13 protein-coding genes and 1 tRNA gene are annotated in these 13,025 nt (G+C 72.7%); 2 read left to right on the top strand and 12 right to left on the bottom strand.

Annotation, left to right across the window (positions count from 1 at the left end; genetic code table 11):
* Positions 1–248: 248 nt before the first annotated feature.
* A complete protein-coding gene (locus MTO99_RS05855; RefSeq protein ID WP_243557753.1) occupies positions 249–635 on the top strand; it encodes a helix-turn-helix domain-containing protein in 387 nt (128 codons plus the stop codon).
* Between the two features lie 21 nt (positions 636–656).
* On the opposite strand, the gene MTO99_RS05850 is transcribed toward MTO99_RS05855, so the two are convergent.
* From MTO99_RS05850 to MTO99_RS05800, 11 genes are all read right to left on the bottom strand, one after another.
* Entirely contained in the window at positions 657–2,093 is a 1,437-nt protein-coding gene (locus MTO99_RS05850; RefSeq protein ID WP_243557751.1) for a tyrosine-type recombinase/integrase, read from the bottom strand.
* A 77-nt stretch (positions 2,094–2,170) separates the two neighbouring features.
* Positions 2,171–2,521, bottom strand: coding sequence for a hypothetical protein (locus MTO99_RS05845; protein WP_243557749.1), 351 nt, complete (start codon positions 2,519–2,521; stop codon positions 2,171–2,173).
* 61 nt (positions 2,522–2,582) lie between these two features.
* Positions 2,583–2,900, bottom strand: a complete 318-nt coding sequence (locus tag MTO99_RS05840; protein ID WP_243557747.1) for a hypothetical protein — start codon at positions 2,898–2,900, stop codon at positions 2,583–2,585.
* A complete protein-coding gene (locus MTO99_RS05835; RefSeq protein WP_243557745.1) occupies positions 2,897–3,628 on the bottom strand; it encodes a hypothetical protein in 732 nt (243 codons plus the stop codon). The genes MTO99_RS05840 and MTO99_RS05835 overlap by 4 nt, the downstream gene beginning before the upstream one ends.
* 468 nt (positions 3,629–4,096) lie before the next feature.
* Positions 4,097–4,789: a hypothetical protein gene (locus MTO99_RS05830; RefSeq protein WP_243557743.1), complete on the bottom strand. Its 693-nt coding sequence runs from the start codon at positions 4,787–4,789 to the stop codon at positions 4,097–4,099.
* Complete coding sequence (locus MTO99_RS05825) at positions 4,779–5,444, bottom strand: helix-turn-helix domain-containing protein (RefSeq protein ID WP_243557741.1); 666 nt, start codon at positions 5,442–5,444, stop codon at positions 4,779–4,781. The genes MTO99_RS05830 and MTO99_RS05825 overlap by 11 nt, the downstream gene beginning before the upstream one ends.
* 62 nt (positions 5,445–5,506) lie before the next feature.
* Entirely contained in the window at positions 5,507–5,908 is a 402-nt protein-coding gene (locus tag MTO99_RS05820; RefSeq protein ID WP_243557739.1) for a hypothetical protein, read from the bottom strand.
* Positions 5,905–6,150, bottom strand: a complete 246-nt coding sequence (locus tag MTO99_RS05815) for an excisionase family DNA-binding protein (RefSeq protein ID WP_243557737.1) — start codon at positions 6,148–6,150, stop codon at positions 5,905–5,907. The genes MTO99_RS05820 and MTO99_RS05815 overlap by 4 nt, the downstream gene beginning before the upstream one ends.
* Positions 6,151–6,254: 104 nt before the next feature.
* On the bottom strand, positions 6,255–6,824 hold the full coding sequence (locus MTO99_RS05810) for a hypothetical protein (RefSeq protein ID WP_243557735.1): 570 nt from the start codon (positions 6,822–6,824) through the stop codon (positions 6,255–6,257).
* 201 nt (positions 6,825–7,025) lie between these two features.
* Entirely contained in the window at positions 7,026–8,444 is a 1,419-nt protein-coding gene (locus tag MTO99_RS05805; protein WP_243557733.1) for a site-specific integrase, read from the bottom strand.
* A 116-nt stretch (positions 8,445–8,560) separates the two neighbouring features.
* Positions 8,561–8,634 (bottom strand) — tRNA-Gly (locus MTO99_RS05800).
* Positions 8,635–8,735: 101 nt separating this feature from the next.
* Here MTO99_RS05800 and MTO99_RS05795 point away from each other — a divergent pair.
* Positions 8,736–9,110, top strand: coding sequence for a nuclear transport factor 2 family protein (locus tag MTO99_RS05795; protein WP_243557731.1), 375 nt, complete (start codon positions 8,736–8,738; stop codon positions 9,108–9,110).
* A gap of 22 nt (positions 9,111–9,132) precedes the next feature.
* On the opposite strand, the gene MTO99_RS05790 is transcribed toward MTO99_RS05795, so the two are convergent.
* A complete protein-coding gene (locus MTO99_RS05790; protein WP_243557729.1) occupies positions 9,133–12,900 on the bottom strand; it encodes an SCO7613 C-terminal domain-containing membrane protein in 3,768 nt (1,255 codons plus the stop codon).
* Between the last annotated feature and the right edge of the window lie 125 nt (positions 12,901–13,025).

The following is a 13,025-nucleotide window of genomic DNA, read 5'->3' as shown; positions in this document are numbered from 1 at the left end:
CCGCGTAATCAGTTTGGAAGATTCGCCCAGCGACCTTCGTACCGCGCCGAGTTGACGCCGGTTTCGGTGTCTCATCAGCGATTACACGGTAACTGTATTTGAACCCGATTGCACATTCATGCATGAATATGCACCCATTACGAGTGCGCGAGTGCGCATGAGTGCGCATGTTTCGGGGCATTTCATGGACACGTCATGACGTGTCCGGGGCTCGTGTCATGCTGCGTGTCATGACGACGAGCGAGGTCATGGTCACGGTCGCCGAGTACGCACGACAGCGGGGCATCACCGAGCGGACCGTGCGTCGGTGGCTCGCCGCCGGCGAGCTGTCAGCAGCGCGGCAGCTACGGGGTCGGTGGATGATCCCGGCTGACGCCGAACCGGTCGCGCACGAGTCTGCTTCGCTCGAGCGACCACGAACCAGCACACCGCGCCCCGCCCGGCCGCCGCTCACGCTCTCGGCGGCGCTCGATGAATCGCCGGTGTTCCTGACCATCGAGACGGCCGCCAGGCTACTCGGCGTCAGCGAGCACGCGGTCCGGGCGAACCGCGAAACCTTCGGCGTGGTCAGGCTCGGCGCTCACGGCAGCCTTGTCGTGCCGCAGCGCGTCTTGCGCGAGTTCGCGGGGCTCTAGCGGCTCAGCGGGGTCTCGGCGTCACCCTGCCAGGGCTTGGATGAGGCGGCGTTTGGCGCTGTCGTCGACGAGTACGTATCGCTGTGTGGTGGTGGGTGAGGCGTGGCCGAGGAGCTGTTGCACGGTGAACACGTCGCGGTCGATGTTGTACGCGAGGGTTGCGAATCGGTGGCGGAGCGCGTGCATGGTGACGCCGACGGGCAGCAGTCGGGAGACGATCCTTGACAGGTACGCCGGCGAGATGTGCCCGTGGTCTTGGCCGGGGAACAGGTAGCCTTCGCCGCGGTCGCGGAGCACTGCGGCGAGCCCGTTCGTGACCGGGATGATGCGTTCCTTGCTGCCCTTGCCGTGCACGACGAGCGAGTAGCCGGCCGCGTGGCTGCCGATGAGGTCGGCGGAGTGCACGACGGCGACCTCGGCGCAGCGCATCCCGAGCTCGGCGGCGAGCCGGATCGCGAGCGAGGTGCGTTCGTCGCCGCGCTCGAGCGCGGCCCGGTACTCGTCGGCGGTCGCTGGTCGCGGCCGTGGCGGCGGGGACTGAATGGGCGGGAGTTTGCTTGCGGGGTTGTCGTCGATGCGGCCGGTGTCTTCGGCCCACCGGTAGAACGCGCGGAGCGTGCTGCGGACGCTGCGTCGGGTTTCGTTCGCCCACGTCCGGCCGTGCATCCACACGGCGAGGTCGTCGAGCGTCATCGCGAACGGGTCGATGCTCGCGTGATCGCGGGCCAGGTGAGCGAGCTGGTACCGGCGAAGGGCGATCGTGGTGGAGGGTTTGCCGATCGCTTGCTGGAACACGACGAACGCGTGCAGGTGCGCCGCCCAGGTCTCGGGGATCGGGCGGCGGCGGCGTCGGGCGTCGGGCTCGTCGGTGGGGTCGACGAGGATGCGCCCGGTGTTGTGCGCCCACCGGTAGAACGCGCGGAGGCTGGTGCGCAGCGCGGCTCGCCGGGAACGAGAGGCGGAGGCGGTCTCAAGCCACGCGACGACCTGTTCGTGTACCGGGTCGAACGGGCCGAGCTCCGTGTCTTCAGCGAAGCGCCGTACGTGCTTGACCCGGTTCGCGATCGTTCCATCGGCGATGCCGGCTGCGCGTTGCGCAGTCATGAACAGGGCGATGGTGTCGTTCCATCGGTCGGCTTTCCGATACCGTGACGGGCTCGGCCGTGCGGGCATCGGGTTGGTCTCGAGCAGACCGGCGCTGTGCGCCCAGGTGAAGAATCCGCGTGCGGCGCCGCGGTACGCCTTCGCGGTCGCCGGCGACCCGGGCGCGTGTGCGAGCCAGTCAGCGAGGCGGTCGCGGTCGACTTCCCACGGGGTTCCACCGAGGTCCGCGGCGATCCGCCGCAGTCGCCGGCCGAGCACCGCCCTGGTGCTGTCGGAGAGCCGGTCGAGGCTGCCGAGGTAGGTCGCGAGCGCATCCGCCCACGGGTCGCCAGGTTCAGGGTTCGCATCCGTCACGAGAGCACCATACGAAACCGCGTGAGGCCGGAAACGGCACAAATGTGCCAGAACGGACAGCCTGTGTCGATTTGTCCTCAGGGTCTCGGCGGATTCACAGGTTCCACGGCCCGCAGATGCCGCCGCGAGGCGGCTGGTTCGCCGTCGTCGGCTGCTTCGACCGCGGCGCGGATCGCGGCCCGACGCGCGGCGAGCTGTTCGGGCGTCGCGATCATCTCCCAGTCCGGCACCCACGCGACGAACGAGGCATCCGTCGTCGAGGTGAGCACCCGCAGCCCGGCCGCTCGAGCGAGCCGCCGCAGCTCGCTGCGGAACACCTTGGGCGGTGCAGTGAGCTCGTCGAGGCGGGCGGCGAACCCGCCCATTCGGTTCAGGTCGTCGAGCGACTGCCGCGGGGCGAACCGATCGCCGGTGTCGTGTCTTGCCACAAGTAGCACGTTGCCCCACGTTGGGCGTCTCCCGGTGGATCGACGCGGAAATCCGGCCGATTCAGATAACCGAGCGCCAGCTCACCTTGTCGCCGGGGAAGATGACGAGCGGGCGGTGCCTGCCCTCGGTGACGATGACCGTGTCGGGCTGGCGTGGCCCGAGTACGTTTGCGACCTGCTTCATGATTGCCTCATGCCGGCGAGCGTCGCTGCGGGCTTGTCGCGCTGAGACCGAGTCGAGGCGGTCGGCGAGCTCGTCGGCTGCGGCGGCGTTGGCTCGGAGGCCGCGCTTGGTTGCTTCCTCGAGCTTGGAGACGCGGTCCTCCAGGCGCGGGTTGCTGTAGAGATGTTCGGCCGACATCGGTTCCCAGGGATTCATGGCGCGTCCGTTCCTTCGAGGGTGGCGAGGTAGGCCTCGACGAGTGCGCGCCGGGAGAGCCCGCCGCTGGCATGCTCACGTTCGAATAGGATCGCGGCGACGTGGTGGGCGCACCGGCGGCACACCCTGGTGCGGCGGTCGAGGTCGACGAGCTCCCGGTCGGCAAGCTGGTACAGCTGCGGGGCGAACGCGTTCGACAGCGCCGTGGTGAGCGACGAGACCTCGCCACATGCGGGGCAGGTGTTCGCGGCCCGCTGACGCGCGGCGGCGGCGAGGCGATCGCGGCGCTGGGCGGCGAGGGTGAGGCGCTCCTCGTGCAAGTACACGTCGATGCGGTACGACGGCAGCCGTTCCTCGATCTCGACGTACACGGCCTCGGCTCCATGCGGCGTCAACGACGATTGCGAGTCAGCCGACCCGACTGGCTTGAGCATGTCGGTGCTCTCGATGAGTAGCCATCGGCCGCCGTCCGCGAAGATGTCGCCCCGGGGGGAGCGGCCGGCGGCGCGGGCACGCTCGATCGCTTCATCGAGCGTGAGGGTGCGTGGCCTCACGGCGCCGTCGCGCATGAACGCCTCGAGGTAGATCGCTGGGGGATTCACAGTCGCGTAGTGGGCGCGCAGCTCGGGCGGCACGTAGAACTCGTGGTCTGAGTCCTCGATCCACTCGGACTGCGGGTAGTGCTCGGGTGGGGCGATGGCGACGGTCTCGCTGGTGTCGACGGTCATGGCGCGTTGCTCTCGCTTCCGGTCGGCGTGTACTAGCGCTGGCGGGGTGCGCCGGTGACCGGTTGCGACGAGGGAGGGATGAGCCGCGCGCGGGCCGACGCTGCGGCCGGGTGGCCGGTCTCGCCCGCCCCAGGGTGGCCGCTCGCTCGCGCTTCCTGCGTCGGCGGGGTGGCTGGTGGCGGGCCGCCGGGGTGGCGGCTCTTGATCGCGATGCTACATCCGCCGTGCGACCCTTCGGCAGTCTGAGCTCGGGCGCGCCGGTGGGCGCGGTGGTACGCGATAGTGCGCTCGGGGCCATTCCGGCGCGCGGCGGCGGATCCGGCGCGATCCGGCGCTGTTCGGGGGAAGCCGGCGCCGTCGCCGGCGCCGAATTCGGCGTTCGGCCCAGCGCCCGCGCGCGCCAGTTTTTTCTGGCGCTGCCGGGGGAAAACGGAACAGGCGCGGGGTGTTCCGCGGCGCCGGCCGCGATCAAAAACCGCGACGCCAATCGTCGGTGCGGTCGAAGTCATCCGGGTCGATCAGCGGGGTCGCGCCGTGCGCTGCCGCAGCGTCCGCGCGGATCGCTGCGAGATCGGCGCGCTTGTGGCAGCTCACGCACAGCGGTTCGTAGTCGCCGGGGTCCGGAGACCAGGGCCAGCCCTCCGGCGTCACGCGCTCGTGTTCGTGGTCGCGGCGGTTGAAGCTCCACTGCTGGGCAGGTCGGCCGCAGGCCCGGCACGCGTGATCGCGTGCCGGGCCGCGCAGCGTGTTCACGTGCTCGTGCGCCTGGTGGTAGCTCGTCGGCGTCAGGTGCCGACGACGCTGCCCGCACGAGCGGGTGCCGCCCGACGTGAGCGACCAAGTGCGCACGATCGTCTCGGCACCGCAATCGCACTGGCACCGCCATGCCTGGCGGGCATCGACCCGCTCGAGGGCGACGAGCAGGCCGAACCGCTGGCCGGCGAGTTCGGCTCGTCGGCGCGGCGGTGGCTCGGCCAGCTCGTCGCCGTAGTGGAACCTGCGCATCGCGTGGTGGTTGCAGAGGGTGCGGGCGCGATAGGCCGGCCGCTCGCAGCCCCCGACCCTGCATAGCCGCTCGCTCATCGTCCCTGCGGATCGCGCGCGCATGCGCGCGGTACATCTCGCGTAAGCATCCGGTGTCTCTCTCTTGTTAATACTCACCGGACACGGCGTCCGGTACCTGACCGGACACGGCGTCCGGTACCTGACCGGACACGGCGTCCGGTACCTGACCGGACACGGCGTCCGGTCGGCCGTGCGCGCCGGCGTCGTGGTTATCCACAGGCACCCAACGTGCGCCGCGTGCATCCGGCGGCGCTGGCCTGGCGATCACGACAGTGTCAGCCGGTGGGATCGCGCTGTCGTCGAGGCCGGGGATGTAGTGGCGGAAGGCGAGCGAACCCCCGGTAGTGGATTTCTTCCATCGCCGAGACGCGATCAGGTCGAGCTCGTTCAGCCGAGCGACCGCGCGGCGCACGGTGCGCTCCGACATGCCGAGGTCGGCGGCGAGGTGCTCCATGCTCCGCCACGCGAACGGCCCGTCGATCCCGTACCAACGGCACAGCTCGAAGAACACGAGCCAGACCCGCCCGCCCGAGACGCGGTCGTTGGGCTTCGCGCCGGGGATGCCGGCGGAGACGAGCTCCTCCTCGAGACGCTTCCGCTCCGCACCAGTGGTTCCGCGCAGCTGCGGCGGCGCACTGACCCCGCCCACCTCGCGGAGGTGTCGCTGCCAGGTGCGCGCGAACTCCAGTGCCGACTTCGAGTCCGGCCAGTCAGGCGGGTCGAGTACTGTCTGCGTGAGCTTGAGATGCATGGGCGCGATCTGACGCTCGACGGTCGGCGGTCGCGATCCGCCGGCCGTCTTCGCTCTCCCGGTCACGGTGCGCTCCTGATCCGCTCGAGCAGTGCAGGCCTCCACGCATGGTTGCTGTCGCCGGCGTCAGGTATGGTGCCGGTGTCGATCTGCTTGGCGGTGGGTTTCGACTCGAAGGCCGGCTGTGCTGAGGTGCAGTCGGCCTTTCGCTTGCCGGGCGGTTCGCTTCCGTTGTGGGTGCGCAGCTGCTGCCCGGTCTCTGTTCTGCCTGGCGGCTCGCCGCGGCTCACGCGCGCGGCCGCTGCGCGGCAGACGATGGCCTCCAGTTCCCGGCGGCTGAGTGGCACGCGATCCCCTGGCCAGGCGGTGTAGATCGCGTGTCGTGTCGCCTGCGATCGCGGGTGCTCGAGCAGCGCAGGGTCTAGCTCGTCGAGCAGTCGCTCGACGAGTTTGGCGGTGTTCATCCGAGGCGCGCCTCGACGTAGGCGTCGAGGTCGTCCTGTCGGATCCGATGTAGCCGCCCGATCCGTGCCGAGCGGAGTCGGCCCTTGCGGAGCTCCTCATACACGAATCGGTCGGTGACCCCGAGTTGCACGGCGACTTGCTGCGGGTTCAGGAGCGGCGGGCGGGCGGCCCGTTCGACCGGGGCGAGGTCGTCGGTCGGGGTCGGCGCAGGGGCAGTGGGGGTGGTGGATTTCTTGGGCACGAGGGGTGCTCCGTTCCGAGACACGTCCTTTCGGGGTGTCGGTTGGCCGGAGCGTGCCGGTGGCCGTCGCGCGGGGGGCCTCGGTGTCTCTCGTCGAGGTCGCGTCAGGCGGCGCCTTCTGGTGGCACGCTCGGCGCGTGGAGCGCCGGCGCGCGTGGAGCGGCGACGAGTCGAGCGGGTTCGCCGCTCGGCGGCGGTGCCGCGTCATCGGGCGGGGGGTCGTCGGCGCGGAGGATCGCGGCCGCGACAGCGAGGAGGAGCGCTGCGAAGCGTGCGCCGTCGACATCGGGTTCTGAGTCAGCCTCAGCGGGCGTGGCGGCGCCGATGGCGGTAGTCAGTGCGAGGGCGGCGGCATTCTCGTCAGCGGCTTCGATGACGCGGTTCGCGAGCATGCGACCGGCGGGGTCGGCGGCCGCGGCCGCGGCTGCGGCGCGGTTCCGAGCGTCGATCCGCGCTGCGCCTCGCAAGTTGGTCGCCGCGGTTCGGGTTGCGAGCGGGGTCACGAGCGTGCCGACGAGCACGGCGAGCACGACCATGCCGGCGTGGAGATCGACCAAGGGTGCGGGCTCGCTGAGCCGGTCGAGCGCGCGCAGCTCGAGCTCGACGGAGTGTTCCCGAGCGGCGCCCGCCGCTCGGTGGGCGTCGAGACACCACGCGAACGACTCCCAGTTCAACTCCGGGAACGTGGCTTCGGTGATTTCAAGGGACCGACGAGCATGGTTGCGCGCCTCGAGGGCGTGCAAGCCGGCCTGCCAAGCGTCTGTGGTTTCCAGCGCGGCGCGCGCCTCGCGGCGCGCGGCGAGGCATGCCTCTCGCGCCGAACGGGCGGCGCGATCACTGTCCATGACATCGGATTCAAGCATGCGTCGGTCGGTTCAGGAAGCGCGAATAGGTGTCACGCGGCCGTTGCGGTGGAGCTCGTCGAGGCGATCGGCGAGCAGCCGGTCGGAGCCGTCTGCGGCGTGCTGGTAGATCGCTGCGGCGGCTTGGGTGGTGTGACCGAGCCGGTTCTGCACTTCGCGCACCGAGGCGCCGGCCTGATAGGCCAGCGTCGCGCCGGTGTGCCGGAGGGTGTGCCAGGTGAGTTCGGGCCGGCCGATCGCCTCACGCGCCGGCTTCATGTACTCCGAGATGCGGCTGTTCGGGATCGGCGAGCCGGTGCGTTGGCTCGTGAACAGCAACGACTCGGGGAACGGTCCGACAAAGCGCTCGAGATGCCCGCGGAGCCGTTCCACGACGAACCCGGGCAGGTGCACGACACGGCGCGAGCGCGGCGTCTTCGTCGGCCCGAACGATGCGCCCGCGCCCTTGCGGAATACGAGCGCGCGCTCGACGCGGAGGGTGCCCGCCTCGAGGTCGACGTGCCGGCGCGCGAGCCCGAACAGTTCGCCGTACCGCAGGCCGCTCCACGCGGCGAGCAGCACGGCGGCGTTGAGGTGCTCGGGGAATGCCGCCGCGAGGGCCTCGACCTCGGCGGGGGAGGCGATCGGCCGCTCGGGGTGGAACGAGCTCGACGCGCCGCGGATGTGGCACGGATTGGACGGGATGAGCCCATCGCGGTGCGCGGTCGCGAGCATGGCGTGCAGCACCCGGTAGGCCTGCGCGGTGGCGGTGCGGCCGGCTTCGACGGGGACCTCGATGCGCGGTGCCGGCTCCGCGAGCGCCGGGTCGGGGCAGCCGGCGCGCTCCCACGCCTCGAGCAGCGTGCGGCTCATCGGCCCTTGCGTGCCGGCCGGAAAGCCGTTCAGCGGCCCCCAGCGCCGCGCAGGGTGCCCGCTGGGCCTTCTTGTGAGGCTGCGTGCCTTCTGAGCTCGCACGGCCTCTCTGGCGGCTTGCATGACCTCGGCGTGCCAGGTGCGCACCATCGCCGGCGTGATCTGCTTCAGCGGCAGCCGTCCGAGCTCGGTGCCGTCGCCGGTGGCGGTCGGCACTCTCGGGAGCACCCAACGGTCGAGCGAGTGGCGGTAGAGCGCCCGGGTGCCGGCGGCGAGCTCGGGGCGATCGGCGAGCCAGGTGGCGGCGTAGTCGGCGAGCGTGCCGGCGCCGAGCCTCGGGTCGTGCCAGGTGCCTTCGTGCCGGTCCGCGCGTTCCTTCGCAAGCCAGCCGAGCGCCTCGGCGCGGGTCGCGAACGTGCGCGGCGCGCGGAAAGTGCGGGTGACTGAGCGCTCGATGCCGTCGTCGCCGGCGATGCGCTCGGCGAGCCGGTACGAAGCGCGGAAGCGGCCGCTGCGCTCCTCGCGGACAGTGCCGAGCGGGCCGGGGGTGCGTCGAGCGGGCGCCTTGGTGCGTGCCATCGCGTCGTGCCTCCTTCGTATCTGGGAGTGCGCATGAGTGCGCATTTCTGCGATACGGAAGGGGCTGAGCTCATCATCCGTGGCCCGACTCTCCCGGAAATTCCGGGGGAGTTCGGTGGAGGGGATGACGGGAATCGAACCCGCGTAATCAGTTTGGAAGACTGAGGCTCTACCATTGAGCTACATCCCCGAGGCCCGTTCTGGGCACCCGGATCATCGTAGTACAGACCGCGAGCGCGTCCCGACGACGAAGCGCCGCCTCGCACGCGCTCCCACCGCGAGGGGGAGTCGATGTACGGACGAGAGCTGGTCGACGCGCTCGTCGCGACGATCAACGCCGGGAACGTGCCCGGCATGGACGAACTGTTCCACGAGGACGCGGTGATGGAGTGGCCGCAGTCGGGGGAGCGGATCGTCGGCGGCGACAACCGGCGGGCCGTCTACACGAGGTTCCCGCAGCTGCCGCACATCGAGGTGCGCTCCATCACCGGCGAGGGCGACCACTGGGTGATGCAGGGCTCGCTCGACTACGGCGACGGCGTGCCGGTGCTCGGCGTGTTCGTCTTCGAGGTGCGCGACGGGCGCATCGCGAAGGAGACCGCGTACTGGCCGGGCCCGTTCGAGGCGCCCGAGTGGCGCGCGCCGTGGGTGGAGCGCATGACCTGAGACGGGGCCGCCTCGCCCGCGGTCAGCGCAGTTCGCCGATCGACCGCACCGTGCGGCGGGCGAGCCGCAGCTGCCGTTCGTAGGTCGCGGCGAGCACGATGAGCAGCACGCCCGCGATCCCGAGCCAGAGCCACCACCAGACGGCCTCGTAGAGCCAGGCGATCCACGGCCAGAGCTGCTGGACGGCGTGCACCAGCAGTACCGCGCCGCCGAACACGAACGGCGCCTGGAGCCGAAGCACGAGTCCGATCACGACGGATGCCACGGCGACGACGCCGAGCGCGATGATGCGCCAGAGCTCGGGGTCGACGAAGTCGGCGATGAGCGGCGGTACGAGCAGCAGCGCGAGCCCGGCGCCGAGCGCGGGCCACGAGCGAAGCGCTGGGGTACGGTGCAGCCGCACCGCGCCGGTGATGATCAGCGCCGAACCGAGCGGCGCGACGACGAGGTCGTACGGGTCGACGGCACCCACGGCGAGCGCGGTCACGGCGATGAGCGCCGCGAGCCCGAGTGCGACCCATTCGAGCGCAGCTCCGACGAGCGGGGGCCGCGAGATCACGACGGCGAGCACGTGCACGAGGGCGAGCGCGCCCACGACGACGCCGGCGCGCACCGACTGGTCGCCGCCGCGAGCGATCTCGAGCCAGCTCGGGACGACCGCCAGCGTCGTCGATGCGGCGAGCACCCAGACGCCGAGACGTTCGGGCCGCGCCGGATCGCGTGCCCACGCGGCTGCCGTCCACACGCCGACGGCGAATCCGATGAGCGACCAGACTTCGAAGGGCAGGCCGCCCGATGCCGCCCCGATGGCCACCGTGCTGCCCCGCACCGCCGCGGCGAGCGCGGCCGCGCCCCATCCGGTGAGCGTCGTGATGAGTCGTGCGGGAACCCCCGCGGCGGCATCGGGCAGGAACGGCGCCGCGATCGCGACGACCGCACCCGCGAGCACGACGACGAGGGTGCGCAGGTCGCTCTCGCCGGCTGCGGCGGCGCTCGGCAGTGCGGCGACGGCGGCGGCCGAGGCGATGAGCGCGGTGCGGCCGGAGGCGAGGCGCCGATCGCCGGCGGGCCGCCGCCAGGCGATGAGGCCGGCCGCGACGAGCAGGGCGGCCGCGAGCGAGAGCGTGTACGGCTCGAGGACGTCGACGGATGCCTCGCTCAGCCACGACCACACGGCGGCGATGCCGACCGGCAGGCTCGCCCACGAGACGTGTCGCATGGGCGAGGTGCCGCCGATCGGGTCGCCGCTCGCGGCGGCGATGAGGATCGGCGCGGGCACCAGGATGAGCAGGGCGGGCCACGTCGAGGGTGCGGCGACGGATGCCGCGACGACGAGCACCCCGACGAGCCCGGTCGCGCCGGACCAGATGTTCCGCGTGAGCGGGGTCGCACGTCCGGCGAGCACCAGCCCGGCGGCGGCGGTGAGCAGCACCGCAGCCGCGACGACGATCGCGTGCTCGAGGTCGAGCGCCTCGGCGATCGACCAGGCGGTGAGCGCGATGAGCAGGGGAGTGCCGGCGGCGGCGACCGCTCGCGTCCACTCCGGTCGTCCGGTCGCGACCACGACCGCTCCGGCGACCGTCGCCGCCGAGGCGGGAATCCAGCCGAGTTCGCCGGCCGCCGTCATGAGCGCGCCGACGGCCGAGGCGGCGAGGAAGGCCGGCAGCGCGATGCCGCGGTCGGCACCGGTCAGGCGGGGCGTGTACGCGGCGGCGACCGCGAGCGCCGCGCCGACGAGCGCGAGCCAGATTCCGCCGTGCGCCCACGGCCCGTCGAGCCGGGCGCCGGCCGCGGCGAGCCAGGTCGGCGCGGTCGCGGAGAGCGCGATGGCGAGCATCGCGGCGACGCCCACGTGCAGCGCGCCGATCACCGGCGCCGCGGTCGCCGGCCAGATGCGCGCGGCGAGCACCCGCCCGGCGATCGCGGTCACGATGACGACGAGGACGACCCAGGGCCACACCGCGGCACTGGGCAGCGCGCTCGGCACCGCCAGCGCCGCGGCGAGCAGTCCGCCGGCGGCGACCGTGCCGAGCAGGCCCGAGATCGGCAGTGCGCGCAGCCCGGGGGCGATCGCGAGCCCGATCACCCCGAGCACGCCGAGCGCGGCCGCGACCAGGAGCACGGTGGGCAGTGACACGGCGCCGACGAGGGCGGCTGCGGCGAGCGCGGCGATCGCCGCAGCACCGAGTCCGCGGAAGCGGCGCACGATCGCCAGCACGGTCGCCGTCACGGCGGCGAGTGCGACGAGCGCGAGCGCGGCCGACCACCCCGGGATGTCGAAGGCGGCGAGCACGCCGTCCGAGGCGGCGGCCGAGTTCGGCGCGTCGGTCGCGCTCGCGGTGAAGGCCGGACCGGGGAGGCCGGCGGCCGCGATCAGGGCGATGCCGGTGAGCGCACCCGGCAGGGCCGCCAGGAGCGTGACGCCGGATGCCGCGGCGAGTGCGGCGATCGTGTCGCTGCGCGCCGCGCGGCGAACGGCGGCCGCCCCGATCACCGCCACGACCCCGGCGAGCGCCGGCGCCGCCCACGAGCCGACCCCGCCGGCGGTCTCCATCGCGACCGCGCTGGCGGGGGCGAGGGCCGCCGCAGCGGCACCGACGCCGGCGAAGGCCGCCGACCACGGCGACAGCGCTGGTCCGCGACCGACGACGGCCCACGCCACGGCGCTGGTCGCCGCGACGGCGAGGAACGCCCAGCCTGCTCCGACCACCGCATCGGGCAGCGCCCACGCGGCGACGCAGAACGCCGTCGAGAGCCCGACCGACCCGGCGATGCGCGAGGCGAGCGCCTCTCCCGAACGCCGGCGGGCGGCGATGCCGACGCCGACGACCGCGGCGCCGAGGCCGCCGAGCCACCACCCCGTCGCCCAGCCGTCGACGGCGAGGCCGAGCGACCACGCCGCGGCCGGGGCGAGCAGCGCCGCGGCGAATCCGGCCGCGCGCAGCCCGCTGATGCGCGCGACCGCGCCGAGCACGACGGCGAGCACCGCGAACGCGATGCCGGTGTAGAGCGCCGCGTCCAGGCGGTCGCTGCCGAACAGCGCGTTCGCGCGCACGATCCAGACGTCGAGCAGCAGCAGGACGACGGCGACGGATGCCACGCCCTCCGCGGTGCCGGGCAGGCGCCCGCGCCGCAGCAGGACGGCGACGCCCAGCACGACCGCGCTGCCCGCGGCGATGATGATCGATCGCACCTCGAGGCTCGCCACCAGGTAGGCGACGAGCAGGAACACGATCGCCGTCACCGAGACGAGCACCACGCCGAGGGTGAGCAGCAGGACCTGCACGCCCGATCGCTTCGGCCGTGCGGGTCCGGATGCCACGCCCGCCGTCGGCGCAGCGACGGGCGGCAGCGGCGCCGGCGGAGCATCCGGAACCGGAACCCCCGTGCCGGGCGCCGTCGCGACCGGAACCGGCGCAACGGGAGCGACCGGCGCCGCGACCGGCGCCGCGGGAGCGACCGGCGCCGCGACCGGCGCCGCGACCGGCGCCGCGACCGGCGCACCCGGCGCAACGGGTGCGACCCGAGCGGCCGCCGCCCGCTCGGCCTGCGCCGCCCGCATGCGCGTGATCACCCCCTGGCGCTCGTGCTCGGCGGCGGCGACCGCGCGGCCCCGCGCGGCGAGGTCGGCGGCGTCGGGCACGGCGAGGTCGAGCCCGCACACCGTGCACACGGCCTGCCCGAGCGGTGCGAAGCACGCGGGGCAGCGCGAGGTGTCGAGGAACCACGAGGGGTCGGCGGGCCAACGGCGCAGGTCGCCGGCCGGCGTTGCGGCGGGTCGGTCGGTCATGCGCACACTCTGCCAGTCGACTCGCGCGGCGGGTCCGCGTCATCCACAGCGAGGCGGCGCGTGTCGCACTCAGATGGAGCGCGCCGGGCGGTGCAGTAGACTTTCGGGGGTCCATCCCGTGATCC

The sequence above is a fragment of the Agromyces larvae genome (genome assembly GCF_022811705.1).
GTDB lineage: Bacteria > Actinomycetota > Actinomycetes > Actinomycetales > Microbacteriaceae > Agromyces > Agromyces larvae.
Note: the sequence above shows the minus strand (reverse complement) of the source record. Positions and strands in the feature narration are given on the sequence as shown.